General features: G+C 71.7%; 22 protein-coding genes. 6 read left to right on the top strand and 16 right to left on the bottom strand.

Translation table 11 applies throughout. The annotated features are described in order from the left end of the window. Positions 1-188: 188 nt before the first annotated feature. Positions 189-1,619, bottom strand: coding sequence for a pyruvate kinase (gene pyk / locus ACH4J0_RS05665; RefSeq protein WP_396236492.1), 1,431 nt, complete (start codon positions 1,617-1,619; stop codon positions 189-191). A 290-nt stretch (positions 1,620-1,909) separates the two neighbouring features. On the opposite strand from pyk, the gene ACH4J0_RS05660 reads away from it, so the two are divergent. The 6 genes from ACH4J0_RS05660 to ACH4J0_RS05635 all read left to right on the top strand — a co-directional run bounded on the left by ACH4J0_RS05660 (position 1,910) and on the right by ACH4J0_RS05635 (position 8,964). After that, the gene (locus ACH4J0_RS05660) at positions 1,910-3,004 is read left to right on the top strand and encodes a hypothetical protein (RefSeq protein ID WP_396236490.1); all 1,095 of its coding nucleotides are present in this window, start codon (positions 1,910-1,912) and stop codon (positions 3,002-3,004) included. Beyond that, on the top strand, positions 3,001-4,656 hold the full coding sequence (locus tag ACH4J0_RS05655; RefSeq protein ID WP_396236488.1) for a VWA domain-containing protein: 1,656 nt from the start codon (positions 3,001-3,003) through the stop codon (positions 4,654-4,656). Before ACH4J0_RS05660 ends, ACH4J0_RS05655 begins: the two co-directional genes overlap by 4 nt. Further along, complete coding sequence (locus ACH4J0_RS05650; RefSeq protein WP_396236486.1) at positions 4,643-5,173, top strand: hypothetical protein; 531 nt, start codon at positions 4,643-4,645, stop codon at positions 5,171-5,173. Before ACH4J0_RS05655 ends, ACH4J0_RS05650 begins: the two co-directional genes overlap by 14 nt. Positions 5,174-5,428: 255 nt before the next feature. Further along, the gene (locus tag ACH4J0_RS05645) at positions 5,429-7,264 is read left to right on the top strand and encodes a bifunctional metallophosphatase/5'-nucleotidase (RefSeq protein WP_396236484.1); all 1,836 of its coding nucleotides are present in this window, start codon (positions 5,429-5,431) and stop codon (positions 7,262-7,264) included. A 155-nt stretch (positions 7,265-7,419) separates the two neighbouring features. Continuing rightward, positions 7,420-7,899 carry a Uma2 family endonuclease gene (locus ACH4J0_RS05640; protein WP_396236538.1) on the top strand — a complete coding sequence of 160 codons (480 nt, stop codon included), beginning with the start codon at positions 7,420-7,422 and terminating at the stop codon, positions 7,897-7,899. 138 nt (positions 7,900-8,037) lie between these two features. After that, on the top strand, positions 8,038-8,964 hold the full coding sequence (locus ACH4J0_RS05635) for an NADP-dependent oxidoreductase (protein ID WP_396236482.1): 927 nt from the start codon (positions 8,038-8,040) through the stop codon (positions 8,962-8,964). Between the two features lie 182 nt (positions 8,965-9,146). Here ACH4J0_RS05635 and ACH4J0_RS05630 read toward each other — a convergent pair whose 3' ends face one another. The 15 genes from ACH4J0_RS05630 to ACH4J0_RS05560 form a co-directional block, all read right to left on the bottom strand. Continuing rightward, positions 9,147-10,604, bottom strand: coding sequence for an aldehyde dehydrogenase family protein (locus ACH4J0_RS05630; protein WP_396236480.1), 1,458 nt, complete (start codon positions 10,602-10,604; stop codon positions 9,147-9,149). 48 nt (positions 10,605-10,652) lie between these two features. Beyond that, positions 10,653-11,519, bottom strand: a complete 867-nt coding sequence (locus ACH4J0_RS05625) for a helix-turn-helix domain-containing protein (RefSeq protein ID WP_396236478.1) — start codon at positions 11,517-11,519, stop codon at positions 10,653-10,655. Between the two features lie 475 nt (positions 11,520-11,994). Then, on the bottom strand, positions 11,995-13,455 hold the full coding sequence (locus ACH4J0_RS05620; protein WP_396236476.1) for a glutamate synthase subunit beta: 1,461 nt from the start codon (positions 13,453-13,455) through the stop codon (positions 11,995-11,997). After that, positions 13,448-18,064, bottom strand: a complete 4,617-nt coding sequence (gene gltB / locus ACH4J0_RS05615) for a glutamate synthase large subunit (protein ID WP_396236536.1) — start codon at positions 18,062-18,064, stop codon at positions 13,448-13,450. The genes ACH4J0_RS05620 and gltB overlap by 8 nt, the downstream gene beginning before the upstream one ends. A gap of 442 nt (positions 18,065-18,506) precedes the next feature. Continuing rightward, complete coding sequence (locus ACH4J0_RS05610) at positions 18,507-19,229, bottom strand: VIT1/CCC1 transporter family protein (protein ID WP_396236534.1); 723 nt, start codon at positions 19,227-19,229, stop codon at positions 18,507-18,509. 162 nt (positions 19,230-19,391) lie between these two features. After that, on the bottom strand, positions 19,392-20,438 hold the full coding sequence (gene lgt / locus ACH4J0_RS05605) for a prolipoprotein diacylglyceryl transferase (RefSeq protein WP_396236474.1): 1,047 nt from the start codon (positions 20,436-20,438) through the stop codon (positions 19,392-19,394). A 119-nt stretch (positions 20,439-20,557) separates the two neighbouring features. Further along, positions 20,558-21,421, bottom strand: a complete 864-nt coding sequence (locus ACH4J0_RS05600; protein WP_396236472.1) for a DsbA family protein — start codon at positions 21,419-21,421, stop codon at positions 20,558-20,560. 62 nt (positions 21,422-21,483) lie between these two features. Further along, a complete protein-coding gene (locus ACH4J0_RS05595; RefSeq protein ID WP_396236470.1) occupies positions 21,484-22,002 on the bottom strand; it encodes a MauE/DoxX family redox-associated membrane protein in 519 nt (172 codons plus the stop codon). Positions 22,003-22,130: 128 nt separating this feature from the next. After that, positions 22,131-22,376 carry a hypothetical protein gene (locus ACH4J0_RS05590; RefSeq protein WP_396236468.1) on the bottom strand — a complete coding sequence of 82 codons (246 nt, stop codon included), beginning with the start codon at positions 22,374-22,376 and terminating at the stop codon, positions 22,131-22,133. A gap of 222 nt (positions 22,377-22,598) precedes the next feature. Then, entirely contained in the window at positions 22,599-23,423 is an 825-nt protein-coding gene (gene trpA / locus ACH4J0_RS05585) for a tryptophan synthase subunit alpha (protein WP_396236466.1), read from the bottom strand. 2 nt (positions 23,424-23,425) lie between these two features. Further along, positions 23,426-24,676, bottom strand: a complete 1,251-nt coding sequence (gene trpB / locus ACH4J0_RS05580) for a tryptophan synthase subunit beta (RefSeq protein ID WP_396236464.1) — start codon at positions 24,674-24,676, stop codon at positions 23,426-23,428. A gap of 49 nt (positions 24,677-24,725) precedes the next feature. Then, positions 24,726-24,875, bottom strand: coding sequence for a tryptophan biosynthesis modulator TrpM (trpM, locus tag ACH4J0_RS05575; protein WP_167395798.1), 150 nt, complete (start codon positions 24,873-24,875; stop codon positions 24,726-24,728). 9 nt (positions 24,876-24,884) lie between these two features. Beyond that, complete coding sequence (gene trpC / locus ACH4J0_RS05570) at positions 24,885-25,691, bottom strand: indole-3-glycerol phosphate synthase TrpC (RefSeq protein ID WP_396236462.1); 807 nt, start codon at positions 25,689-25,691, stop codon at positions 24,885-24,887. A 247-nt stretch (positions 25,692-25,938) separates the two neighbouring features. Next, positions 25,939-26,379, bottom strand: a complete 441-nt coding sequence (locus ACH4J0_RS05565; protein WP_396236460.1) for a DUF2752 domain-containing protein — start codon at positions 26,377-26,379, stop codon at positions 25,939-25,941. A gap of 83 nt (positions 26,380-26,462) precedes the next feature. Then, positions 26,463-26,738, bottom strand: a complete 276-nt coding sequence (locus ACH4J0_RS05560) for an HGxxPAAW family protein (RefSeq protein ID WP_396236458.1) — start codon at positions 26,736-26,738, stop codon at positions 26,463-26,465. Between the last annotated feature and the right edge of the window lie 57 nt (positions 26,739-26,795).

Here is a 26,795-nt window from a genome sequence, read left to right as displayed (position 1 = left end):
CCCCCCCCCCCCCCCCCCCCCCCCCCCCCCCCCCCCCCCCCCCCCCCCCCCCCCAGCCCCCCCCCCCCCCCCCCCCCCCCCCCCCCCCCCCCCCGCCCCCGCCCCCCCCCCCCCCCCCCCCCCCCCCCCCCCCCCCCCCCCCGCCGGGCGCCCCCCCCCCCCCCCCCCCCCCCCCCGCCCAGGGAGCCTCAGAGGTCCAGCGTCCCCACGTGGTGGACGCGGACGAGGTTGGTGGAGCCGGCGAGGCCGGGAGGGGAGCCGGCGGTGATGACGACGATGTCGCCCTTCTGGCAGCGGCCGAGCGAGAGCAGGGCCGCGTCGACCTGTTCGACCATCTGGTCGGTGGTCGGGGCGAAGGGGCCGAGGAAGGTCTCCACGCCCCAGGTGAGGGCGAGTTGGCTGCGCACCGCCGGTTCGTAGGTGAAGGCGAGCACGGGGATCGGGGAGCGGTAGCGGGTGAGCCGGCGGGCGGTGTCGCCGGACTGAGTGAAGGCGACGAGGTACTTGGCGTGCAGGAAGTCGCCGATCTCGGCCGCCGCGCGGGCGACGGCGCCGCCCTGGGTCCGCGGCTTGCTGCCGGTGGTCAGCGGAGGCAGCCCCGCGGCCAGGATGTCGTTCTCGGCGGCTTCGATGATCCGGCCCATGGTCCTGACCGTCTCGACGGGGTACTTGCCGACGGAGGTCTCCCCGGAGAGCATCACGGCGTCCGTGCCGTCGAGCACCGCGTTGGCGACGTCGGAGGCCTCGGCCCGGGTCGGCCGGGAGGCGTTGATCATCGAGTCGAGCATCTGGGTGGCGACGATGACCGGCTTGGCGTTGCGCTTGGCGAGCTTGACGGCGCGCTTCTGGACGAGCGGGACCTGTTCGAGGGGCATCTCCACGCCCAGGTCGCCGCGGGCCACCATGATGCCGTCGAAGGCGTCCACGATGGAGTCCAGGTTCTCGACCGCCTGCGGCTTCTCGATCTTGGCGATGACCGGGACGTGCCGCCCCTCCTCGTCCATCACCCGGTGCACGTCCTCGATGTCGCGCCCGCTGCGGACGAAGGAGAGCGCGACCAGGTCGGCCCCGGTGCGCAGCGCCCACCGCAGGTCGGCGACGTCCTTGTGGCTGAGTGCGGGGACGGAGACGGCGACGCCGGGGAGGTTGAGGCCCTTGTGGTCGGAGACGAGTCCGCCTTCGATGACGAGACATCGCACTCGAGGGCCGTTGACATCGAGGACCTCCAGGGTCACCCGTCCGTCATCGACGAGGATGCGTTCGCCGCGGCCGACGTCGCCGGCGAGGCCGGCGTAGGTGGTGCCGCAGATGTCCTTGTCCCCCACGACGCCCTTGTCGGTGGAGATGGTGAACTCGTCGCCGCGTTCGAGAAGTACGGGTCCGTGGGCGAAGGTGTCGAGCCGGATCTTCGGGCCTTGAAGGTCGGCGAGGATGCCGACGCTCCGGCCGGTTTCGTCGGCGGCCTTGCGGACGCGGCGGTAGCGTTCCTCGTGTTCGGCGTGCGAGCCGTGGCTGAGGTTGAATCGGGCGATGTCCATACCGGCGTCGACCAGGGTTTTGATCTGGTCGTACGAGTCGGTGGCCGGCCCGAGGGTGCAGACGATTTTTGCTCGGCGCATAGTGCTGAGGGTAGGCATTACCGGTGCGTAACCTCGACGTGGGTCCGGACTGCGGGATGACCTTTGGGCTAAGGCGAGTTGAACAATCTGACACGGCCTCGGACGGGTGTGCGAAGGCCTCGCCGCGGCGGTGCGAAGGCGCTGCCGGGGCCCCCGGCCGATGCGATTCCGTGAAACGGTGTTCACCGCCGGTTCACCGTCCCTTCCGGCCGTGCTCCCCGCCCGGCGGGACGCTCGTCACCCCCGGGTAACCGCGCCCGGGAGGGAGCGACGAGGGGGAGGCGCTCGGCATGAGACGCGCTCTGGGGGTGCTCGCCGCCCTGGCCCTGCTGGGCGGGGTGACGTACGCACTGGTCCCGGACGACGGCCCGGAACCGCCGAAGGCGGTCACGGTCACCGGGCTGATCGGTTCGGAGAAGCGGGCGTTCTTCGAAAGTCCCGAGGTGAAGGCCGAGTTGGCGAAGCAGGGCCTGGAGGTCCACGCCGATTCGACCGGTTCCTGGACGATGAGCGAGCAGGCGAAGAGCAATTCCGGCCTGGACTTCGCGTTCCCGGCGAGCACCGCGCCGGCCCGTGAGATCCAGCGCAACTGGGGGCAGCAGGACTCCCCGTTGGTGCCGTTCTACTCGCCCCTGGTGGTGGTGGCACACGCGCCGGTCGCGCAGGTCCTCAGGGACAACAGGCTGGCGGCGCAGGACGATTCGGGCGTGTGGACGTTCAAGATGGACGAGTACGTCAACGCCCTGAAGGCGGGCCGCAGGTGGCAGGACCTGACGAGCATCGAGGGCCACGGCGATCTGGCCGGGCCGATCTACGTCACCACCACCGATCCGGAGAGTTCCTCCTCCGGCGCGTTGTACGTCGCGCTGCTGTCGTACGTCCTGAACAACCACCAGGTGGTCTCCGACGACGCGGGCGTCGACGCCGCCAGGCCCGTGCTGCACCAGGCGACCGCGATGCAGGGCGGCCAGAAGAGCAGCAGCGACGAGCCGTTCCGGGACTTCCAGGCGGGGGTCGGCAATCCGTTGCTGTTCGGGTACGAGTCCCAGGTCGCCGCGCTGACGGCGCAGGGCCAGTCGGCCGGTGACACGGTGGTGATGTACCCGGACACCACGGTCTACTCCGATCACACCATCATCGCCCGCACCGAGAACGGCAGGAAGCTGGCCGCCCTGCTGCAGGACGACGACGTGCTGCGCACCCTGGAGGCCCGGTTCGGCTTCCGTCCGCAGGCCCGTCCCGGTGCCTTCGCCGATCTGGTGAGGGGCAGCAAGCAGCCGGCCTTCGCCCAGGACCTGAACGCGGCGAAGGTGAAGCAGTCGCCGGTGCCGTCCCTGGACAACCTGCTCAAACTGACCGCAGCGGCGAAGGGGAGTCCGAAGTGAACCACCCGACCACGCGACGCAGTTGGCTGATCGCCGCGCTGGCGGCAGTGCTCGCCGCGGCCACCGCCTGCACCTCGTCGTCCGGCCCGGCGCCGCACCCGAACCCGACCGACTCGCTGGCCGAGACCGCGCGCCCCGGGGTGCTGCGCGTCCTGGCCGGCAGTGAGCTGCAGGACCTCCAGCCCGTCCTGGACGACGCCCGCAAGGCGACCGGGGTGACGGTGCAGCTGGCCTTCACCGGGACCCTGGACGGCGCGGACACGGTCTCCTCGGGCCGGGCGGACGGCAAGTACGACGCGGTCTGGTTCCCGTCCAACCAGTACCTGCGCCTGGATCCGACCGGCAGGTCCAAGGTGCTGTCGGAGACCCCGGTGATGGTCTCCCCGGTAGCGGTGGGGGTTCGATCCTCGGTGCTGAACGACCTCGGCTGGGGCGACGGCTCGAAGGTGACCTGGGCGCAGATCGGCGACGCGGCCTCCGCCGGGAAGCTGTCGTACGGGATGTCGGACCCGTCGCGCTCGAACTCCGGCTTCTCCACCCTGGTGGCGGTGGCCTCGGCGTTCTCGGGCGCGGGGGCGGCGCTGACCGAGGCGGACGTGCAGAGGGCGACGCCGCAGCTGAAGCAGTTCTTCACCGGCCAGAAGCTGACCTCCGGTTCCTCGGGCTGGCTGGCGCAGGCGTACACCCGGTCGGAGCCGGGCAAGGTCGGCGCGCTGGTGAACTACGAGTCGGTGCTGCTGTCGATGAACAAGACCCTGCCGCCGGAGCAGCGGCTGACGGTGGTGCGCCCGGTGGACGGCGTGGTCTCGGCGGACTACCCGCTGTCGCTGCTGTCCTCCTCGGGGCAGGGCGAGCGGGACTCCTTCCAGCGGCTGGCCGCCTACCTGTTGAGGCAGGACGTGCAGCAGCGCATCTCGGAGCTGACGCTGCGCCGCCCGGTGACGGCGGGCGCGGCCCCGGCGGCGGGGCTGCCGACGGACCGCCGCCGGGAGCTGCCCTTCCCGGGGACGCGGGCGGTGGCGGACGGCCTGCTGGCCTCGTACCAGAACGAGCTGCGCCGCCCGTCGAGGACGGTGTACGTGCTGGACACCTCGGGTTCGATGGAGGGTGCGCGGCTGAACTCGCTGAAGACGGCGCTGGGACGGCTGACGGGCACGGACGACACCCGTGGGGTGCGGCGGTTCCGGGACCGGGAGGAGGTGACGCTGATCTCCTTCGCGTCCCAGGTGAAGTGGACGAAGACGCACGTGGTGCCGCCCTCGGGTGGGACGCCGGGTCCGGAGGCGGAGTTGGCGTCGATCGACACCGACGTCCAGTCGCTGCGGGCGGAGGGCGGGACGGCGCTGTACGACTCGCTGGAGCAGGCGTACCGGGTGATCGAGGACCAGCAGAAGGCGGCGGGCGACGACCGTTTCACCTCGATCGTGCTGATGACGGACGGGGAGAGCAACGAGGGGGCCACCGGTGGTGACTTCAAGCGCTTCCACGACGGGCTGCCGTCCGCCGAGAGGGCGATCCCGGTGTTCCCGATCAGGTTCGGCGAGGCGGCGGTGAGCCAGTTGCAGGGGATCGCGGACGTGAGCGGCGGCAAGCTGTTCGACGGCGGCGGTTCGCTGGACGGGGTGTTCGAGGAGATCCGTGGCTACCAGTGACGGGTACGGCCGGAGGGCGCTGCGTTACCTGGAGTCGACCCGGAACCTGGTCGGCTGCGGGGGCGGCGTCCTCGGGCTGGGGCTGCACTTCGCCGGGCTGGGCGGGGCGTGGTGGCCGGGGGTGGTGGCGGGGCTGTACGGGGCCGGCGCGTTGCTGACGCCCGGCCCGAAGCCGCCGCCCCCACCGCCGCCTCCGCCCTCGCCGTCCCCGCCGTCCCCGTCTCCTCCCCCGCCTTCGAGGGCCGCCCCGCTGCCGGACCCGGAGCTGGAGGCGCTCACGGCCTACCTGGACACCGTCCCGCTGCCCGCCTCGGCCGGGGTGGACGCGCTGCTGGCGGCGCTGCGCGGGACGGAGCCCGGTCCGACGGCCGACCTGATCGTCCGGCACCGGCTGCCGGTCGCGGTGGACGGTTACCTGCGGGCCCGGACCTGGCTGCCGTGGGCGGGCCCGGACGCGCCGGACCCGGCGGCGGAGCTGGGGCGGGAGGTGAAGCAGCTGGCCGCCGAGCTGGGCTGAGTGGCTGTCACCGCGGCCGGAAACCGACCGTCCCGTCCCATACCACCCCCTCCCCCGCCCATCCCGGTCACGAACGAGTCGCCAAGATCTCACCTGTTGGAAACGTCCGGGGGCTATCCAGCGGCCCGGCCCGCACGGCACACTTCTACGCGCGTCCTTCTACGCGCGTCACCGCATTCGCGGACGCGCCACGCACCGCGTACGTCCACAAGTTGACGGTCAATCCGCCGTCGTTCCCACTCGGGAGAGTCGTCCATGTCCCTGAACCGCCGTGACTTCGTCACCCGGTCCGCCGCCACCGCCGCCGGCGCCGCCCTGGCCGGCGGAGCCGTCGTCGCCGCCGCCCCCGCCGCCGCGGCCGCCGAGCCGGACACGGCGGCCGCCAAGGGCACCAAGCGCAAGCCCCGCCGCCAGGCCTTCACCGTCATGGGCACCACCGACCTCCACGGCCGGGTGCTCAACTGGGACTACTTCACCGACGCGGAGTACGTCGACAAGGCCCACAACGCGGTCGGCCTCGCCAAGATCTCGACCCTGGCCAACCAGGTCCGCGAGGACAAGGGCTGGGACCGCTGCCTGCTCATCGACTCGGGCGACATCATCCAGGGCACCCAGCTGACCTACTACTACGCCCGGATCGAGCCGATCGCCACCGACGGCGACAACGTGCCGGACCACCCGATGGCCGTCGCCATGAACCTCATGGGCTACGACGCCGCCGCGCTCGGCAACCACGAGTTCAACTACGGCATCCCCACGGTGAAGGCCTTCGAGGACCAGCTGGAGTTCCCGCTGCTGGGCGCCAACGCGCTGCACGCGAAGAACGAGAAGCCCGCCTTCAAGCCGTACGTGATCAAGGAGGTGTGGCTGGACGAGGACACCCCGATCAAGGTCGGCATCCTCGGCCTCACCAACCCCGGCATCGCGATCTGGGACAAGGCCAACGTCGCCGGCAAGATGGTCTTCCCGGGCATCGTCGAGACCGCCGCCAAGTACGTGCCCCGGATGAAGGCCGCGGGCGCGGACGTCATCGTGGTCTCCGCCCACTCCGGCATCGACGAGGCCACCACCTACGGCGACCAGCTCCCCTGGCCCGAGGACGCCTCCGGCGAGATGGCCGCGACCGTCCCGGACATCGACGCGGTGCTGGTGGGTCACACCCACAAGGAGGTCGCCCAGCGCCTCATCGTCAACAAGAAGACCGGCAAGACGGTCGTCCTGTCCGAGCCGCTGTGCTGGGGCCAGCGCCTGAGCTGCTTCGACTTCGAGGTCGAGTTCGCCGACGGCCACTGGAAGGTCGCCTCGGTCTCCGCCCGGGTGCTGAACTCCAACACCGTGCCGGAGAACCCGGAGATCAGCAACGCCATCCTCGGCCAGCACAAGAAGGTCGTGGCGTACGTCAACCAGAACATCGGCAACAGCAAGATCGAGCTGTCCATCGCCGACGCCCGGTTCAAGGCCACCCCGATCATCGACCTGATCGGCAAGGTCCAGGCCGACGCCGTGAAGGCCGCGCTGGCGGGCGGGCAGTACGCCAACCTCCCCGTGCTGGCGCAGGCCGCCCCGTTCAACCGCACCGCGCTGATCCCGGCCGGCCAGGTCAAGCTGCGCGACGCGGCCGGCCTGTACATCTACGAGAACACCCTGGAGGCCCGCATCCTGACGGGTGCCCAGCTCAAGGACTACCTGGAGTTCTCGGCCAAGTACTACAACCAGCTCGCCGCGGGCGCCCCGGTGAACAAGGACACCCTGACCAACGCCGAGGACACCCCGGACTACAACTACGACTCGGTCTACGGCCTGAGCTACGACATCGACATCGCCCAGCCCAAGGGCAGCCGGATCGTCAACCTCAGCTTCCAGGGCAAGCCCATCGACCCGAACGCCCAGTTCGTCCTCGCGGTCAACAACTACCGCGCCAACGGCGGCGGCAACTTCCCGCACGTCGCCACCGCCAAGTCGGTCTGGGCGAACTCCGACGAGATCCGCAACACCATGATCGCCTGGGTCAAGGCCAAGGGCGTCATCGACCCCGCCGACTTCTTCACCGACTCCTGGCGCCTGGTCCGTGCCGGCCAGCCGGTGTTCTAGTCACACCTTTCCGCGAAGGCCGTCTGCCCCCGCGCAGACGGCCTTCGTGCCGTTCCGGGTGGAAGAGTGAAGCCATGAGCGAGTTCCAGATCCCCGACCGCCATGCCCGACTGCTCGAGTACGCGCAGAGCCTGACGCCCCCGGCCTGATGGAAGATCGAGATCTCCGGCGACGAGATCATCATGACGGCCGGACCGTCCGCGATCCATCAGCGCGACCTCCTGCTGGTCCGCAGGCAGTTCGAGGCGCACGAACCTGCCGACATGATGCCGAGCGAGAACACGGACCTCGCCTCGCCGAACGTGGGAAAGCTACGCAACCCCGACCTCACGTACATCCCCCTGGAGTCGGCCGGCAACCCGACCCCCGCCGACCAGGCCGTCATCGCCGTGGAGATCGTCTCGCCGTCGAACCCTGAGAACGACCTGGTCGGCAAGGTCCGCGACTACCCACTGATGGGTATCCCGCTCTACCTCCTGACCGACCCGCGCGAGGGCGACATCACCCTCTACTCGGATCTCTCCGACGGCGGCTACCACCAGCAGTGGCACGGCAAGTTCGGCGACCGCGTGCCGATCCCGGCCCCCTTCGACTTCGAGCTCGTCACCGACGGCCTCATCCGCTACTCGGCCTGATCCGCTCGCCCCGCGAGACGATCGGACATCCGGCGAAGACTTGAGGATATTCATCCGCTCTTCCGCTATCCCTACTGTTGAGCACATCGAGAACGGCCCCACGAGGGGCCGGTGTTGGACCGGGCGAGGGAGAGTTCGATGCGCGCGATCGTGCAGAAGGAGTTCGGCGGCCCCGAGGTCATGCAAGTGGCCGAGGTGGAGCGCCCCGTGCCGGCGGGCGGCGAGCTGCTGGTGCGCGTGAAGGCCGCCGGGGTGAACCCGGTGGACGTGGCGGTGCGGGCCGGGGCGTTCCCGCTGTTGGGCGAACCGCCGTTCACGGTGGGCTGGGACGTCTCCGGCGTGGTCGAGGAGGCGCCGGCCGGTGGCCGGTTCCGGGTGGGCGACGAGGTGTACGGGATGCCGTTCTTCCCCCGCGCGGCCGGCGCCTACGCCGAGTACGTGGCCGTGCCGTCCCGCCAGCTGGCGCGGAAGCCCGTCACCCTGGACCACACCCAGGCCGCCGCACTGCCGCTGGCCGCGCTGACCGCCTGGCAGGGCCTGGTGGACGCGGCGGAGGTCGGCGAGGGCGACCGGGTGCTGATCCACCGCGCGGCCGGCGGCGTCGGCCACCTCGCCGTGCAGATCGCCAAGGCCCGTGGCGCGTACGTGATCGCCCTGGCCAGCGAGCCCAAGCACGCCTTCCTCAAGGAGATCGGCGCCGACGAGGTGATCGACTACCGGACCACCGACTACACCGAGGCGGTCCAGGACGTCGACGTGGTCTTCGACTCCTCCTCCGAGAACACCCGCGCCCTGAAGGTGCTCAAGCCGGGCGGCACCCTGGTCAGCATCATGGAGCACTGGGACCGCGAGCTCGCCGCCGCGATCGAGGCCGCCGGCCGCCGGTTCGCCGGCATCTTCGTGGAGCCCGACTACGCCTCGCTGGAGGCGATCGCCGCCCTGGCGGACGAGGGCCTGATCCGCCCGCACGTCGCCCAGGCCTTCCCGCTCGCCGAGGTCGGCAAGGCCCACGAGCTGGTCGCCTCCGGTACCGTCCAGGGCAAGGTCGTCCTCACCACGGACTGACTGTCGAGCGACGAGGACCCCGGGGGCGGGGGTCGGAGTACGCCTTCGCGAAGGCGTTCAAGCGGGAGTTCGGCCGGGCCCCGGCGGCTACCGCCGGGAGGTCCGGGCCGCGTGACGTCCGAGGAACGGCCCCGGGGCGTGTCCGACGATCCCCGCCGGGCGCGCGACTCGTCAGCCACGCCCTAGAACGGGAACGGCGCCCGCCCGTGCTGCACCGAGATCCACTTCACCGTGGTGAAGGCGTCCACCGTGGACTCCCCGTTGAGCCGCCCGACCCCGGAGCTCTTCTCCCCGCCGAAGGGCACCCCGGGTTCGTCCGCGATGGTCCCGCCGTTGACGTGGATCATGCCGGTCTCGATCCGCTGGGCGATCCGCACCCCGCGCTCGACGTCAGCGGTGTGCACCGCGCCGCTGAGCCCGAAGGGCGTGTCGTTGGCGATCCGGACGGCCTCGTCCTCGCCGTCGAAGGGCACCAGCAGCGCCACGGGGCCGAAGAGTTCGCGCCGCAGGATGGGCGCGTCCTCGGCCAGGTCGGTGAGCACGGTGGGAGCCATGAGGCTGCCGGTCGTGTCTCCGCGCAGCAGCGCGGTGGCGCCGGCCGCGATCGCCTGGTCGACCTGGGCGTCGATCGCGTCGGCCTGGACGGAGTTGATCAGCGGGCCGATGTGGGTGGCCGGGTCCCTGGGGTCGCCGACGGTCAGCGAGGCGGTCTTGGCGACGAACTTCTCGGTGAACTCGGCGAGCACGCTGCGGTCGACCAGCACACGGTTGGCGGCCATGCAGACCTGGCCCTGGTGGACGAAGCGGCTGAACACGGCCGCGTCGACGGCGTAGTCGAGGTCGGCGTCGTCCAGCACGATCAGCGCGCTGTTGCCGCCGAGTTCCAGCACCGTGCGCTTGAAGTGGGCGGCGGCGACGGTGGCGACGTGCCGGCCGACCTGGTCGGAGCCGGTGAAGGAGATCACCTTGGGCACCGGGTGCTCCAGGAAGCTGTCGCCGATCTCCGCGATGTCGGTGATGACCACGTTCAGCAGGCCGGGCGGCAGGCCCGCGTCCTCGAAGAGCTTGGCGATCAGGCTGCCGCCGACGATCGGCGTCTCCTGGTGCGGCTTGAGCACCACGCCGTTGCCGAGCGCGAGCGCCGGGGCGACGGCCTTGAGGGCCAGGAACAGCGGGAAGTTGAACGGGCTGATGACGCCGACCACGCCGACCGGCAACCGGTGCAGGCGGTTCTCCTTGCCCGGCGCGGTGGAGGGCAGCAGCCGCCCCTCGGCGGCCACCGACAGGTGCAGGCACTCCCGCAGCATGTCCCTGACCAGGGACAGTTCGAAGCCGGCCTTGAGCGCGGTGCCGCCGAGTTCGGCCGTGATCGCCCGGACGATCTCGTCCTCGCGCTCCTCGACCAGCCGCAGCGCGCGCTCGAAGACCAGCCGGCGCTGGTACGGGTTGGTGGCGGCCCAGCCGCGCTGGGCGCGCTCGGCGGCACGGTAGGCGCGGTCGACCTCGGCGACGGTGGCCACCGTGATGGTGGCCAGCTTGTCACCGGTGTACGGGTCGACGTCGACGATGTCCCAGGAGCCGCTGCCGCCGCACCATTCGCCGTCGATGTACTGCAGCGCCAACTCGGAGAAGTACGGCATCTGATCCCTCTCGTGCCCGACCTGATGGGACCTCATCGTACTGACGTGTCAAAGCTCTTGGCGTACGGAGTGCAGAAGGTCGCGGGTCGGCCCGGGTTCGAGGCTCTCGGCGAGCAGCCCGTCCATCGCCTGCCGGTAGGAGGCGACCTCGGCGGGCTTGTCCACGTAGAGCGCGGTGGTGAACTGCTCCAGGTAGACCACGTCGGCGAGTTCGGCCTCGCTGAAGCCCAGCACGCTGAACGCGCCGCTCTCGGCGCTCAGCGCGGCGCCGCCGAGCGGGCGCACCTGGAGGCGCACGTTGGGCAGTTCGGAGAGTTCGAGCAGCCTGTCGAGCTGGCCGCGCATCAGCTCCGGTCCGCCCCAGGGACGGCGCAGCGCGGCCTCGTCGAGGACGGCGAGCAGCTGGGGCGGGTGTTCGGCGGTGAGCAGGTCCTGCCGCTTGCGGCGGACCTCGACGCGGCGTTCGATCTCCTCGTCCTGGAGGCCGTGGCAGCCGGCGGCGATGACGGCGCGGGCGTAGTCGGCGGTCTGGAGCAGCCCGTGGACGAACTGGACCTCGTAGCTGCGGATCTCGGCGGCGGCCTCTTCCAGGCCGAGGTAGTTCTGGAACCAGGCGGGCAGCACGTCGCCGTAGTCGTGCCACCAGGAGGTGGCGTTGGCCTCCCGGACGAGCCCGAGCACGTTGGCCCGTTCCTGTTCGGCGTCGACGCCGTAGAGGGTCAGGAGGTCGGCGACGTCGCGTTCCTTGAAGCCGACCCGGCCGAGTTCCATCCGGCTGATCTTGGACTCGGAGGCGCGGATCGAGTATCCGGCCTCCTCGCGGCTGACGCCTCTGGACTCGCGGAGCTTGCGCAGCTGGCTGCCGAGCAGCAGGCGCCGTACGGTGGCGCCTCCGCCTGCCTGAGTCGTGCCCATCGAAGTCAACCTCCGCACTCGCGCAGCCCCCCGGCCGTCGGCGGCAGTCTGCCACCTGACACCGACGAACAACAGTCCGTCCCGGTGTGCATTCCGGCCGCTGTGGGAAGCCTGGGAGGAAGCTGTGAACCGGTTCTCGGCCCGGTGGTGAAGGCGCAGGTGGGAGCGCAGGTGGGAGCGCTGGTAAGAGGCGGGTGAGAGCGCAGGTGAGAAGCGCCTGGGAACGTTCCGGAAGCGGCCGGGAAGCGCGTGGAAAGGGCCCGGGAAGCGCGGGGTAACGCGCGGGAACGGCTGCGCGGGAACGGCTGTGGCGTGCCGCGGGAACGCGACGGCGCCCGCCCTCCAACTGGTCGGGGAAGAGGGCAGGCGCCAGGAGACCGCGTTGGCCCGGCGACGCTGGCGGGGGCAGCGGGTTGAGCTCCCGGCGATGCGGCGCCGGGGGTTCGGGTGGGGCCGGTCGGACCGTCAGGGGCCGTCAGACCACCAGAGGGCGGTCCGTGGGCCGGATCGGGGCGGGAAGCGGGGTCTTGCCGCCCAGGTACTTGTCCACCGCGGCGGCGGCCGAACGGCCTTCCGCGATGGCCCAGACGATCAGTGACTGGCCTCGGCCGGCGTCTCCGCAGACGTACACGCCATCGACATTGGTGGCGAACCGGCCGTCGCGGGCAATGTTACCGCGCGCGTCGAGGTCCACTCCCAGCTGCTCCACCAGCCCGTTCTTCACGTCCGTCCCGGTGAAGCCCATGGCCAGGGTGACCAGCTGGGCCGGGATGGCCCGCTCGGTGCCGGGGACGGGCTCGAACCGGCCGTCCTTGAACTCGACCTCGACGAGGTGCAGTTCCCGGACGTTGCCGTCCTCGTCGCCGGTGAAGTGGGTGGTGTTGACGGAGTAGATCCGCTCGCCGCCCTCCTCGTGCGCGGAGGTGACCTTGTAGGTCATCGGCATGGTGGGCCACGGCTGGTGCCCGGGGCGCTCCTCGCCGGGGCGGGGCATGATCTCCAGCTGGGTGACCGACAGGGCGCCCTGGCGGTGGGCGGTGCCTACGCAGTCCGCGCCGGTGTCGCCGCCGCCGATCACGACCACGTGCTTGCCCTTGGCGCTGATCGGCGAGTCGACGAGGTCGCCCTCCTGCACCTTGTTGGCCAGCGGCAGGTACTCCATGGCCTGGTGGACGCCCTTGAGCTCGCGCCCGGGCACAGGCAGGTCGCGGGCGGTGGTGGCGCCGGCGGCGACCACGACGGCGTCGAAGCGCTCGCGCAGCTGCTGCCCGGTGATGTCCTCGCCCACGTGCACGCCGGTGCGGAAGCGGGTGCCCTCCGCGCGCATCTGCTCGATGCGGCGGTTGATGTGGCGCTTCTCCATCTTGAACTCGGGGATGCCGTAGCGCAGCAGCCCGCCGATGCGGTCGGCGCGCTCGTACACCACCACGGTGTGCCCGGCCCGGGTGAGCTGCTGGGCGGCGGCCAGGCCGGCCGGGCCGGAGCCGACGACGGCGACGGTCTTGCCGGAGAGCCGCTCGGGGACCTGCGGGGTGACCCCGCCGCGGTCCCAGGCCTTGTCGATGATGGTGACCTCGACGTTCTTGATGGTCACCGCGTCCTGGTTGATGCCGAGCACGCAGGCCGACTCGCAGGGCGCCGGGCACAGCCGCCCGGTGAACTCCGGGAAGTTGTTGGTGGCGTGCAGCCGCTCGATGGCGCCGGTGAAGTCGTCGCGGTAGGCGAGGTCGTTCCACTCGGGGATGAGGTTCCCGAGCGGGCAGCCGTTGTGGCAGAACGGGATGCCGCAGTCCATGCAGCGGCCGGCCTGCTTGGTGATGATCGGCAGGAGGCTGCGCTCGACGTAGACCTCGTTCCAGTCCCGGATGCGAACGTCCACGGGCCGTCGCTCGGCCAGCTGCTTGGGCGTGGTCAGGAAGCCCTTGGGGTCAGCCATGTGCCGCCTCCATCATCTTGCGAGTGGTCTCGGCCTCGGAGAGGCCAGCGCGCTCAGCGGCGTCCTTGGCGGCGAGCACTGCCTTGTAGTCGGTCGGCATGATCTTGGAGAAGCGGGAGACCCCGCTGCCCCAGTCGGCCAGGAGTTCGGCGGCGACGGTGGAGCCGGTCTCCTCGTAGTGCTGCTGCACGGTCTCGCGCAGCCAGTCGCGGTCGTCGGCGGTGGGGGCCTCGATGCCCACCAGGCCGTCGTTGACGTTGGCGGGGCGCAGGTCCAGGACGTAGGCCATGCCGCCGGACATGCCGGCCGCGAGGTTGCGTCCGGTCTCGCCGAGGATGACGACCCGGCCGCCGGTCATGTACTCCAGGCCGTGGTCGCCGACGCCCTCGACGACGAGAGTGGCTCCGGAGTTGCGGACGGCGAAGCGCTCACCGGCCTTGCCGCGCAGGTGGATCCGGCCGGAGGTGGCGCCGTAGCCGATGGTGTTGCCGGCGATCACGTGGTTCTGGGCGTCGTTGCCGATGGCCGCGGCCTCGCGTGCCGGGCGCACGACGATCACGCCGCCGGAGAGGCCCTTGCCGACGTAGTCGTTGGCGTCGCCCTCCAGCCGCAGGGTGATGCCCCTGGGCACGAAGGCACCGAAGGACTGCCCGGCCGAGCCGGTGAAGGTGACGTCGATCGTCCCCTCCGGCAGGCCCTCGCCGCGGTACCGCTTGGTCACCTCGTGGCCGAGCATGGTGCCGACGGTGCGGTTGACGTTGCGGATCGGCAGCTCGAACCGGACCGACTCGCCGCGTTCCAGAGCGTCCTGGGCCAGCTCGATCAGCTGGTTGTCGAGCGCCTTGTCGAGGGCGTGGTCCTGGGTGGTGGTGCGGTGCCGGGCGGCGCCCTCGGGCAGCGCGGGCACGTGGAACAGCGGGGCCAGGTCGAGCCCGGCGGCCTTCCAGTGGTCGATCGCGGCCCGGGCGTCGATGTGCTCGGCGTGGCCGACGGCCTCCTCGATCGAGCGGAAGCCCAGCGAGGCCAGGATCTCCCGGACCTCCTCCGCGATGAACTCGAAGAAGTTGACGACGAATTCGGGCTTGCCGGAGAAGCGCTCGCGCAGCACCGGGTTCTGGGTGGCGACGCCGACCGGGCAGGTGTCCAGGTGGCAGACGCGCATCATGATGCAGCCGGAGACGACCAGCGGGGCGGTGGCGAAGCCGAACTCCTCGGCGCCGAGCAGCGCGGCGATGACGACGTCGCGGCCGGTCTTCAGCTGGCCGTCGGTCTGGACCACGATGCGGTCGCGCAGCCCGTTGAGCAGCAGGGTCTGCTGGGTCTCGGCGAGGCCGAGCTCCCAGGGTCCGCCCGCGTGCTTGAGCGAGGTGAGCGGCGAGGCGCCGGTGCCGCCGTCGTGCCCGGAGACCAGGACGACGTCGGCGTGCGCCTTGGAGACACCGGCCGCGACCGTCCCGACGCCGACCTCGGACACCAGCTTCACGTGGACGCGGGCGGCCGGGTTGGCGTTCTTGAGGTCGTGGATCAGCTGGGCCAGGTCCTCGATGGAGTAGATGTCGTGGTGCGGCGGCGGGGAGATCAGGCCGACGCCGGGCGTGGAGTGCCGGGTCCGGGCGACCCACGGGTACACCTTGTGGCCGGGCAGCTGGCCGCCCTCGCCGGGCTTGGCGCCCTGGGCCATCTTGATCTGGATGTCGTCGGCGTTGACCAGGTACTCGGAGGTGACGCCGAACCGGCCGGAGGCGACCTGCTTGATCGCCGAGCGGCGCTCGGGGTCGTACAGGCGGTCCGGGTCCTCGCCGCCCTCACCGGTGTTGGACTTGCCGCCGAGGCGGTTCATCGCGATGGCGAGGGTCTCGTGGGCCTCGCGGGAGATGGAGCCGTACGACATGGCGCCGGTGGAGAAGCGCTTGACGATCTCGGAGACCGGCTCGACCTCCTCGACCGGGATGGGCTCCCGGCCGAGGCCGTCCAGCTGGAACAGGCCGCGCAGCGTCATCAGTCGCTCGGACTGCTCGTTCACCCGGTCGGTGTACTGCTTGAAGATGTCGTACCGGCGGTTGCGGGTGGAGTGCTGCAACCGGAAGACGGTGTCCGGGTCGAACAGGTGCGGCTCGCCCTCGCGGCGCCACTGGTACTCGCCGCCGATCTCCAGCGCGCGGTGCGCGGCGGGGATGCCGGAGGCCGGGTACGCCTTGGCGTGCCGGGCGGCGGTCTCGCGGGCGATCTCCTCCAGGCCGATGCCGCCGAGCTTGGTGGTGGTGCCGGCGAAGTAGCCGTCGACCAGCTCCTGGGAGAGGCCGATGGCCTCGAAGACCTGGGCGCCGCGGTAGGAGGCGACGGTGGAGATGCCCATCTTGGACATCACCTTGAGGACGCCCTTGCCGAGCGCCTTGATCAGGTTCTTGATCGCCTTCTCGGGCTCGACGCCCTCGACGCCCCCCTGATTCAAGAACGTACCTTGCGCGACGAGGTCCTCGACCGACTCCATCGCCAGGTACGGGTTGACCGCGCCGGCACCGTAGCCGATCAGCAGCGCGACGTGGTGCACCTCGCGGACGTCACCGGCCTCGACCAGCAGCGACACCCGGGTGCGCTGCTTGGTGCGGATGAGGTGGTGGTGGATGGCGGAGGTGAGCAGCAGCGAGGGGATCGGGGCGTGCTCGGCGTCGGAGTGCCGGTCGGAGAGCACGATGATCCGGGCGCCGTCGGCGATCGCGGCGTCGGCCTCGGCGGCGATGGCGGCCAGGCGCGCGGCCAGGCCCTCACCGCCGCTGGCGACCTTGTAGAGGCCGGACAGCGTGACGGCCTTCAGCCCGGGCTGGTCGCCGTCGGCGTTGATGTGGACGAGCTTGGCCAGCTCGTCGTTGTCGATCACCGGGAAGGTGATGCCGACCGAGCGGCAGGAGGCGGCTTCGGCGGCCAGCAGGTTGCCCTCGGGGCCGAGGTTGGACAGCAGCGAGGTGACGAGCTCCTCGCGGATGGCGTCCAGCGGCGGGTTGGTGACCTGTGCGAAGAGCTGCACGAAGTAGTCGAACAGCAGCCGCGGCTTCTCGCTCAGGGCGGCGATCGGCGAGTCGGTGCCCATCGAGCCGAGGGCCTCGGCGCCGGTGCGGGCCATCGGCGCGAGGATGACGCGCAGCTCCTCCTCGGTGTAGCCGAAGGTCTGCTGGCGGCGGGTGACGGAGGCGTGGGTGTGGGCGATGTGCTCGCGCTCGGGCAGCTTGGCGAGCTGGATCTGCCCGCCGGTGACCCACTCCTCGTAGGGGTGCTCGGCGGCCAGGGCGGCCTTGACCTCCTCGTCCGGGACGATCCGGTTCTCGTCGAGGCAGACCAGGAACATCTTGCCGGGCTGGAGGCGGCCCTTCTGGACCACCTTCTGCTGGTCGATGTCGAGGACGCCGACCTCGGAGGAGAGCACGACCAGGCCGTCCTCGGTGACCCAGTAGCGGGCCGGGCGCAGGCCGTTGCGGTCGAGCACGGCGCCGATCCGGGTGCCGTCGGTGAAGGTGACGCAGGCCGGGCCGTCCCAGGGCTCCATCAGGTTGGAGTGGTACTGGTAGAACGCCCGGCGGGCCGGGTCCATGGTGGCGTGGTTCTCCCACGCCTCCGGGATCATCATCAGCACCGAGTGCGGCAGCGAGCGGCCGCCGAGGTGGAGCAGCTCCAGGACCTCGTCGAAGGAGGCGGAGTCGGAGTGGTCCGGGGTGCAGATCGGGAAGATCCGCTCCAGACCCTGCCCGTTCTTGTTGGCGGGGATCAGGTCGGTCGCGAGCTGGGACTCCCGGGCGCGCATCCAGTTGCGGTTGCCCTTGACCGTGTTGATCTCGCCGTTGTGCGCGACGAAGCGGTACGGGTGGGCGAGCGGCCAGCTCGGGAAGGTGTTGGTGGAGAACCGCGAGTGCACCAGGCCGATGGCGGACGCGTAGGTGCGGTCCGACAGGTCGGGGAAGAAGGGCTCCAGCTGGCCCGTGGTGAGCATGCCCTTGTAGACGATGGTCCGGGCGGAGAGCGACGGGAAGTACACCCCGGCCTCGCGCTCGGCCCGCTTGCGGACGACGAAGGCGATGCGGTCCAGCTCGATGCCGGCCAGTCCGTCCTTCGCGAGGAAGAGCTGGCGGAAGCGGGGCATCACGCTGCGCGCGGTGGCGCCGAGCAGGTCCGGGGTGACCGGCACATCGCGCCAGCCGAGGACGGTCAGGTCCTCCTGCGCGGCGATCGCTTCGATCTGCGCGACGGCGGCGGCGTCCGCCTCGTCGTCGTCGGGGAGGAAGGCGATGCCGACGGCGTAGGAGCCGGCCGCCGGGAGGTCGAAGGGGACCTTCCCGCGCAGGAAGGCGTCCGGGATCTGGGTCAGGATGCCGGCGCCGTCACCGGAGTCCGGCTCGGCGCCGGTGGCGCCGCGGTGCTCCAGGTTGCGCAGGACGTTCAGCGCCTGCTCGACGATCGTGTGGTCGGCGATGCCGGTCAGCGTGGCGACGAAACCGACGCCACAGGCGTCGTGCTCGTTTCGCGGGTCGTACAGGCCCTGAGCAGCAGGTCGCGCATCCGGCACGAGCGCGTACGGCTGGCGGGCGGCGCCGGCCTGAGGCTCGTTGGCGGAGTGCATGGATGCAGACAGCATCGGCTCTCCCGTCGTCGTCTTTCGGCAAGTTGGTGCAAGTAGGGACGACGTTGGCCCTGATGCGGTGGTACGTGTCGTGCGAGTTACATGGTTGCCCAGGATCCCGAGAAGCGGAATATCCCGTCCACATGGCGGGACGGACACGCAGGTCAGGGGGCTGGAAGAAGAGGACGCGCCACAGTGCACGTCCCGGCCATTGTGCCCAACGACCCCCCGCCCGAAACAGGGGCGAAACCGGGACGCCACACAGGCCGATCACGGGCGCCTGGGAATCCATTCCGGGACGGGGCCCAGCGGATGCGAATCCGCGGCTGCGAGCGCCGGATGACGAGACGAAGCCGGGCGGCGCGCGACGTCCATGTGTGAAACGTCACGCACTTCCCGGCATAACCATGCAAGTGCCGTCGACACCGCCGACCAGCGCCCACTACCCGACGTGCCCGCCGATCAGCCACCCCAGCAGGTACGTCACCCCGGCCGCGGCCCCGCCCAGCACCAGCTGCCGCAGCCCGCTGAACCACCAGCTGCGGGCCGTCACCCGGGCCACCACCGCGCCGCAGCCGAACAGGCCGAGCGCCGCGAGCACCAGCGCGGGCAGCAGCGAGGTGGCCCCCAGCAGGTACGGCAGCAGCGGCAGCAGCGCGCCGAGGGCGAAGCACAGGAAGGACGAGCCGGCCGCGACCAGCGGCGAGGGCAGGTCGGTGGGGTCGATCCCCAGCTCCTCCCGGGCGTGGATCTCCAGCGCCAGCTCCGGGTCGCGGGACAGCTGCCGGGCCACCTCGTGGGCGAGCTCCGGCTCCACCCCGCGCGAGACGTACAGCTGCGCCAGCTCGGCCAGCTCGCCGTGCGGGTTGCGGCTGAGCTCCAGCCGCTCGGCCTCGATCTCGGCCTGCACCAGCTCCCGCTGCGAGGCCACCGAGGTGTACTCCCCCGCCGCCATCGAGCAGGCGCCGGCCGCCAGGCCCGCCAGGCCGGTCAGGATCACCGTGCCGTTGGACGCCGCCCCGCCGACCACACCGGTCATCAGCGCGAAGTTGGACACCAGGCCGTCCACCGCGCCGAACACCGCGGGCCGCAACCAGCCGCCGTTGACGTCCCGGTGGTGGTCCGCCGCGGGTATCCGCGGGTGCTGGGCGGGCTCGGCTTCCAGGGTGCTCGCAGTCACGGTCGTGTTCCCCTCGTCTTCGTTCGTCGCCCCGACCGTAGCCCGCTTGACCTGGGCATTTCCAGCAAGACAAGGCTTGCCGAACGATGCTGAGGCTGCCCTTCGCAAGCCTTGCGAAGGGCAGCCCCAGTCAGCGGAAGTGCCTGCTCAGATCGGGTTCTTGGCGTCCTCGCCGCTCTTCTCGGCGGCCGCGGCGGCGGGTTCCGCGGCCGCTTCCCCGCCCGTCTCCCCATCCACGATCCGGGACGGCTTCTCCCCGTCCACCTTCTCGCTCGGCTCCTCGGCCTTCGCCTTCCCGTCGGCCGCCCTCCCCTCGGCGGCCTTCTTCTCGGCGGCCTTCTCCTCGGCCTGCTCCGCGTCGACGTGCGCCGCCGGGTCGATGCTCGCCGGGTCCTCGCGCCCGGGCCGCTTCTTCCCGACGATCACGAAGTACGCCACGGCGCCGACGAACACCACGATGGACGTCCAGTCGTTGAGCCGCAGGCCCAGGTAGTGGTGCGCCTCGTCGATCCGCAGGTACTCGATCCAGAACCGGCCCACCGTGTACGCGGCCACGTACACCGCGAAGGCCCGGCCGTGTCCCAGCTTCCAGCGCCGGTCGACCCACATCACCAGCAGCGCCACACCCACGCACCACAGCGACTCGTACAGGAAGGTCGGGTGGTAGACGCCGCTCACCACCTCGCCGTCGGGCAGCGTCTTGTGGATCTCCAGGCCCCACGGCAGCGTGGTCGGCCGCCCGTACAGCTCCTGGTTGAAGTAGTTGCCCCAGCGGCCCATCGCCTGTGCGAGCGCGATGCCCGGAGCGATGGCGTCGGCGTACGCGGGCAGCGGTACGCCCCGGCGGCGGCAGCCGATCCAGGCGCCGACCGCGCCCAGCGCGACCGCGCCCCAGATCCCGAGGCCGCCCTCCCAGATCTTGAAGGCGTTCCAGGGGTTCTTCCCCTCGCCGAAGTACAGCTGGTGGTCGGTGATCACGTGGTACAGCCGGCCGCCGACCAGGCCGAAGGGCACGGCCCAGACGGCGATGTCGCCGACGGTGTGCTTGGCACCGCCCCGGGCGACCCAGCGCTTGCTGCCGAGCCAGACGGCTGCGACGACCCCGAGGATGATGCAGAAGGCGTAGGCGCGCAGCGGGATCGGTCCGAGGTGGAGGACGCCCCGCGACGGGCTGGGAATGTAGGCGATATCCATGGCGGTTCCGACGCTACAGGGTCCGACGTCCCGGCCGGACACCCACGGGGTCACAGAAACCGAACAACGGCCACCGCCGCCCCTCCCGTCGGCGGGAGCGGCGGCGGTGGCGCGGCGGCTCAGCCCGCCGTCGGTGACGGGTTGTTGGCCTCCGAAGCGGCGGCGGTGGGCGCCGGGGTCTGCCCGTGCGAGCCCGCCGTGCCCAGCTGCTTGCCCTGGTTGGCGGCGTCGACCCACTTCGCCAGGTTCGCCGGGGTGATGTCCTCGTCGCCGTTCTTCGGGTAGATCGGCTTGCCGTTGAGCAGCACGGTCGGGGTCGACTTGTAGCTGGACTTGTCGAAGTCCTGCTGCACCGACGACACCCATCCGCCGTACTTGTTGTCGTTGACGCAGGCCTGGAACCCGGGCGTGTCCAGCCCGTTCACCTGCTTCGCCAGGTTGAGCAGGACGGCCTTGTTGCCGAAGGCGTCGTTGGTCTCGTCCGGCTGGTTGCGGTACAGCACGTCGTGGAAGTCCCGGAAGTGCCCGGCGTCCTGGGCGCAGGCCAGCGCGTTGGCGCCGTTCTTGGAGCCCTTGCCCGGCAGTGACCGGTCGATGAAGGACACGATGTGGGCGTTGGTGTAGATCTTTCCGGCGTCCTCCAGCTGGTCGATGGTCGCCGAGAACTCGCGCTCGAACATGCCGCAGGCCGGGCAGCGCGGGTCCTCGTACACCGTGAGGACGGACGGCGCGTTGCCGGCGCCGACCGGGATGACCAGGTTCTTGTCGCCGATCGTCCCAGCCGGGGCGGCGGTCGGGGTCTCCGGCTTGGAGCGCTGGTTCTGCACCGTGACGCCGGTGACCACCGCGGCGGCGATCACCGCGAGCACGGACCCGCCGACGATCAGCTTCTTCCTGCGCCGGGAGGAGGCCTGTTCGGCCGCCCGCTGTTCCAGCATCCGCTCGCGGGCGGTGCGCTTGCCTTCTCGGTTCTTCTCGCTCATAGCGTTGACGTCCACGGTCGGGGAGCCTTCGTCGGGTGCGGGGATGGGAAGGGCCGGACGGTTCAGCTCGCCAGCCGGCCGTCGGCCGAGAGCCGGGTGCGGGGCCGCCACAGCAGCCACCCGGCCAGCAACAGGAACCCGGTGTCGCGCAGGATCTCCTGGAGGTACTCGGTCCGGGAGGCGTCGACGTGCCCGCCGCCGCCGAAGCAGCCGCAGTCGATCGAGATGCCGCGCGCCCAGGCCGAGGCGATCCCGGTGATGAAGGTGAGCAGCAGCAGCGCGGAGACTCCGGCCACCAGCCGGACCCCGAGCCCGGTCACCAGCAGCAGGGCGAGCGCCAGCTCCAGGAAGGGCAGCCCATAACCGATCGGCTTGACCAGGCCCTCGGGCAGGATCTCGTACGCCCGGACGGCCTGGGCGGCCTCCGCCGGATCGGCGATCTTGGCCAGCCCCGCCCACCCCCAGACCACTGCCAGGCCGAGCCGCACGGCCGTGCCCGCCCACTCGCTCCAGGCCGGCAGCGGCTGCCGCACCGACGACTCGGGCGCGGAGTCACCGGGCTGCACTGCCGGGCCGGCCATCAGGGGACCCCCCTCGGGAAACTCGTTCACTTCCTGATGAACCGCGAGGGAGGAGGGGCGGTTCCTCCGGATTCAGGAATTAAGCCGGACGAGTGATGTTCTGTCCGATTCCCTCGAACACATCCGCGTCACCGGCACCCCGGCATCCGCCCCGGATCGAACAGTTCCGGGCGCCCTTCGCGCTGCGGCCGGGCCGCCCGCTCGGCCGCGTCCCAGCGCGCCGCCTCCGCACAGGCCACCGCGTCCCGCTCCGCCCGCTCGGCCCCCCGCTTGGCCAGTGCCTGCCCCACCTCGGTGTGCGCGCCGACCGCGGCGCCCAGGGCCAGCGCGGCAGCCGCCGCCCGCAGCAGCACGGCCCGGTGAAGACCCGCCACCGGCGCTCACCCCTTCGTTCGCTCGACTACCCCCGTACACGTTGTCCGTGCACTCGTCCCTCCACTCAACGCCGGTCAACCCCGCCTGATGCGTGTCGCCGCCGCGGTTCACCCGTTCGGGGCCACCCCGAAGCTGACGGCGGGGAGCCGGGCCCGCGCAGCAGGACGGCCCGCCACCCCTCGAAGGGGTGGCGGGCCGTCACCTCGGCCACCGGCTGCGGGTCAGCGCCTGCGCACTCCTGCCGCGAGCTCACCGGCGAGCGCCCGGACACCGTCCAGCGCCGCCGCCTCGTCCTCGCCGGCCTCCAGGATCCGCTTCACGAACGCCGACCCCACGATCACCCCGTCCGCGAACCGGGCGACCTGCGCCGCCTGCTCCGCGTTCGAGACGCCGAGGCCGACGCACACCGGCAGGTCCGTCGTGGCCCGGGTGCGGGCGACCAGGTCCTCGGCCAGGGATCCGACCGCCGAGCGGGTCCCGGTCACGCCCATCACCGCGGCCGCGTACACGAACCCGCTGCCCGCGGCCGTGACCTCGGCGAGCCGCGCGTCCTTGCTGCTGGGGGCGACCACGAACACGGTGTCCAGCCCGTGGGCGTCCGCCGCCTTGCGCCACTCCTCGGACTCCTCCACCGGCAGGTCCGGCAGGATGCAGCCCGCCCCGCCCGCCGCGGCGAGGTCGGCCGCGAAGCGCGCCACCCCGTAGCGGTCGACCGGGTTCCAGTACGTCATCACCAGAACCGCCGTCGCGGGGTGCGCGGCGGCCACCTCCTGGACGGTGCGCAGCACGTCCTTGATCCGCACCCCACCGCGCAGCGCGATGTCGTCGGCGGTCTGGATGACGGCCCCGTCCAGGACCGGGTCGGAGTGCGGCAGGCCGATCTCGACGACGTCGCAGCCGCCCTCGATCAGCGCGCCGACCGCCCGGATCCCGCCGTCGACGGTGGGGAACCCGGCCGGGAGGTAGCCGATCAGCGCGGCCCTGTCCTCGGCCTTGGCGGCCGCCAGACGGCCGCTCAGCTTGCCGGCACTCAGCTTCGGAGCCATGATCACTTACCCCCCTCGGCCTGGCCGCCGGCCGGCTCGTCGTACAGCCCGAAGTACTGGGCCGCGGTGTGCATGTCCTTGTCCCCGCGCCCGGAGAGCGAGACCAGGATGGTCGCCTCCGGCCCGAGCTCGCGGCCCAGGTCCAGGGCCCCGGCGAGCGCGTGGGCGCTCTCGATGGCCGGGATGATGCCCTCGGTGCGGGACAGCAGCCGCAGTGCCTGCATGGCCGCGTCGTCCGTCACCGGCCGGTACTCGGCCCGTCCGGTGTCCTTCAGCCAGGCGTGCTCCGGTCCGACGCCCGGGTAGTCGAGCCCGGCCGAGATGGAGTGCGACTCGATGGTCTGCCCGTCCTCGTCCTGGAGGACGTACGTCCGGGAGCCGTGCAGCACGCCCGGGTCGCCCTTGGTCAGGGTGGCGGCGTGCTTGGGGGTTTCGGCGCCCTCACCGGCCGCCTCGCAGCCGATCAGCCGCACTCCGGCGTCCGGGATGAACTCGTGGAAGATGCCCATCGCGTTGGAGCCGCCGCCGACGCAGGCGACCACCGCGTCGGGCAGCCGCCCGGTGCGGTCGAGGACCTGCTGCCGGGCCTCGACGCCGATGATCCGGTGGAAGTCGCGGACCATCATCGGGAAGGGGTGCGGCCCGGCGACGGTCCCGAACAGGTAGTGGGTGGAGTCGACGTTGGCGACCCAGTCGCGGAAGGCCTCGTTGATGGCGTCCTTGAGCGTCCGGCTGCCGGACTTGACGGCGATCACCTCGGCGCCGAGCATCCGCATCCGGGCGACGTTGAGCGCCTGGCGCTCGGTGTCGACCTCGCCCATGTAGATGGTGCAGTCGAAGCCGAACAGGGCGCAGGCGGTGGCGGTGGCCACCCCGTGCTGGCCGGCGCCGGTCTCGGCGATGATCCGGGTCTTGCCCATCCGCTTGGTGAGCAGGGCCTGGCCCAGCACGTTGTTGATCTTGTGCGAGCCGGTGTGGTTGAGGTCCTCGCGCTTGAGCAGGATCCGCGCGCCGCCCGCCTCGGCGGAGAAGCGGTGCACGTCGGTCAGCGGGCTCGGGCGGCCGGTGTAGTCCTTCAGCAGCCCGTCGAGCTCGGCGGCGAAGGCCGGGTCGGCCTTGGCCTTCTCGTACTCCTCGGCGACCTGCTCGACCGCGGCGACCAGCGCCTCGGGGATGAAGCGGCCGCCGTACGCGCCGAAGTAGCCGCGGGCGTCCGGCACCTGGGCGCCGGGCAGGTAGTCCTTCTCGGACATGGTGGTTTCCCTTGCGGAGATGGATGACGGTGACGTCTGATCGGCTGGTTCAGCCGTGCGTCACGCGCCATCGCCGCCCCGGTACCTGCCCCGGCTCGCAGCCGATCACGTACCGCACCCGTCGCCCCAGCACCCGGCGTGCGGGCGCGCGGCAGCCGCGCGGGCGGCAGCCGGGGGCGAGGCGGGTGGCGATCTTCATCCGGGCGCGTCAGTCCTTGTGCCGGACGGCCGGGTGGGCGCCCGCCGCGACCAGGTCGGCGACCGCGGCCCGCGGGTCCTTGCCGGTCACCAGCGACTCGCCGACCAGCACCGCGTCGGCGCCCAGGTTGGCGTAGTTGATCACGTCCAGCGGGCCGCGCACACCGGACTCGGCGACCTTGACGACGCCGTCCGGGATGGCGTGCACCACGTTCTCGAACGTGCTGCGGTCGACCTCGAGGGTCTTCAGGTTGCGGGCGTTGACGCCGATGATCCGCGCCCCGGCGTCCACCGCGCGCTTGATCTCGTCCTCGTCGTGCACCTCGACCAGCGGGGTGAGGCCGATCGACTCGGCGCGCTCGATCAGCGACACCAGGGCCGGCTGGTCCAGGGCTGCGACGATCAGCAGCGCGAGGTCCGCGCCGTGCGCGCGGGCCTCCCACAGCTGGTAGGCGGTGACGATGAAGTCCTTGCGCAGCAGCGGGGTGTCCACCGCGGCGCGGACCGCGTCCAGGTCGGCGAGCGACCCGCCGAAGCGGCGCTGCTCGGTCAGCACGCTGATCGCGGCGGCACCGCCGGCCGCGTAGTCGCGGGCCAGGGCGGCCGGGTCGGCGATCGAGGCCAACGCGCCCTTGGACGGGCTGGAGCGCTTGACCTCGCAGATCACCCGGACCCCGTCGCCCCTGAGGGCGGCGACGCCGTCCTTGGCCTCCGGGGCCTTGGCCGCGAGCGCCTTGAGCTCGTCCAGGGAGACCCGGGCCTGCCGCTCGGCGAGGTCCTCGCGGACCCCTTCGATGATCGAGTCGAGCACACTCACTCAGGAGCCCCCATCATTTCTGCTGGTTCGCCAGCGCGAGCCGGACGGGCGGGGGCCCGTCGGCACTTCGATGGTATCGGCACCCGGGACGCTCAGCGCATCCGCCCGGTCCGCGTCTCGCGGAACGGGACGCGCGCCCCGACGGCTCCCAGCTGCGGCTTCACCGGCTCTCCACCGGATTCCCGGCGGTCCCGGGGACCGCCCGGTCCTGGTCGCCGGGAGCAGCCGGACCACCCGCCCGGGGCCCTCAGACCACCGGCGGCGCCAGCCCCGCCCCGATCGGCAGGTTGCGCACCACCTCGAACACCAGCACCAGCAGGCCGATCAGCGCCCAGCGCCGGGCCCCGACCGAGACCCGGACCGGCGGCCCCATGGTCAGCGCGGCCCAGCCCCAGCGCAGCCAGAGCACCCCCAGGACGGCGAACAGCAGGACGGCCACCGCGTTGTCGTGCAGGGCGCCGGTGAGGTCCCCGTGGGCCAGCGCGTGGACGCAGCGCAGGCCCCCGCAGCCGGGGCACCACCAGCCGGTGGCGGTCAGGAAGGGGCAGTCGGGGTAGTGCCCGGGGGCGTTCGGGTCCACCGCCGCGACGTAACCGGCGGGGACGGCCACCGCCGCCAGCGCGGCCAGCGGCGGACCCATCCGGCGCAGCACGGGTGGCGGGGCGGAGGCGGTGGGGGCGGCGTTCACGCCCCGATTGTGCCCGGACCGGGCCCGGACAGAACGGAACGGCGGGCGTGGCGCGCCCGCCGTTCGGTTGTGCGAATCCCCGGTCAGGCCGCGACGGTCTCGCGGCCCTCGACGGCGGCCTTGCGGGCCGCGGACTGCTCCTCGACCGACTTGTAGACGTTGGCGCTGGGCTGCTTGCCCATGCCCGCCATCGACATGGCCTTGCCGACGATGCCGCCCACGAGAACAACCGCCAGACCGGCGATGACCAGCAGCGGCGACGGCAGGATCATGGCGACGCCCGCGATGCCGAAGCCGACGAAGGAGATGACGACGCCGGTCCAGGCGGCGGTGGTGTGGCCGTGTGCAGCTGCTGACATCGATGGTGCTCCTAGGCTCTCGGGGCCCGGCCGGGCCTGCGGGGCCGCCGGCGGGTT

Source organism: Kitasatospora sp. NPDC017646 (genome assembly GCF_044329365.1).
In the GTDB taxonomy this organism is placed as follows: Bacteria; Actinomycetota; Actinomycetes; order Streptomycetales; family Streptomycetaceae; genus Kitasatospora.
This window is presented reverse-complemented; position numbering and strand designations above follow the sequence as displayed.

Bases quoted from the DNA above. Each gene is read 5' to 3' on its own strand.
- trpB (WP_396236464.1), bottom strand. From the start codon at position 24,676: ATGTCCGAGAAGGACTACCTGCCCGGCGCCCAGGTGCCGGACGCCCGC.
- trpA (WP_396236466.1), bottom strand. From the start codon at position 23,423: ATGGCTCCGAAGCTGAGTGCCGGCAAGCTGAGCGGCCGTCTGGCGGCC.
- ACH4J0_RS05560 (WP_396236458.1), bottom strand. From the start codon at position 26,738: ATGTCAGCAGCTGCACACGGCCACACCACCGCCGCCTGGACCGGCGTC.
- ACH4J0_RS05620 (WP_396236476.1), bottom strand. From the start codon at position 13,455: ATGGCTGACCCCAAGGGCTTCCTGACCACGCCCAAGCAGCTGGCCGAG.
- ACH4J0_RS05625 (WP_396236478.1), bottom strand. From the start codon at position 11,519: ATGGGCACGACTCAGGCAGGCGGAGGCGCCACCGTACGGCGCCTGCTG.
- ACH4J0_RS05660 (WP_396236490.1), top strand. From the start codon at position 1,910: ATGAGACGCGCTCTGGGGGTGCTCGCCGCCCTGGCCCTGCTGGGCGGG.
- gltB (WP_396236536.1), bottom strand. From the start codon at position 18,064: ATGCACTCCGCCAACGAGCCTCAGGCCGGCGCCGCCCGCCAGCCGTAC.
- ACH4J0_RS05600 (WP_396236472.1), bottom strand. From the start codon at position 21,421: ATGAGCGAGAAGAACCGAGAAGGCAAGCGCACCGCCCGCGAGCGGATG.
- trpM (WP_167395798.1), bottom strand. From the start codon at position 24,875: ATGAAGATCGCCACCCGCCTCGCCCCCGGCTGCCGCCCGCGCGGCTGC.
- ACH4J0_RS05630 (WP_396236480.1), bottom strand. From the start codon at position 10,604: ATGCCGTACTTCTCCGAGTTGGCGCTGCAGTACATCGACGGCGAATGG.
- ACH4J0_RS05635 (WP_396236482.1), top strand. From the start codon at position 8,038: ATGCGCGCGATCGTGCAGAAGGAGTTCGGCGGCCCCGAGGTCATGCAA.
- pyk (WP_396236492.1), bottom strand. From the start codon at position 1,619: ATGCGCCGAGCAAAAATCGTCTGCACCCTCGGGCCGGCCACCGACTCG.
- lgt (WP_396236474.1), bottom strand. From the start codon at position 20,438: ATGGATATCGCCTACATTCCCAGCCCGTCGCGGGGCGTCCTCCACCTC.
- ACH4J0_RS05645 (WP_396236484.1), top strand. From the start codon at position 5,429: ATGTCCCTGAACCGCCGTGACTTCGTCACCCGGTCCGCCGCCACCGCC.
- ACH4J0_RS05595 (WP_396236470.1), bottom strand. From the start codon at position 22,002: ATGGCCGGCCCGGCAGTGCAGCCCGGTGACTCCGCGCCCGAGTCGTCG.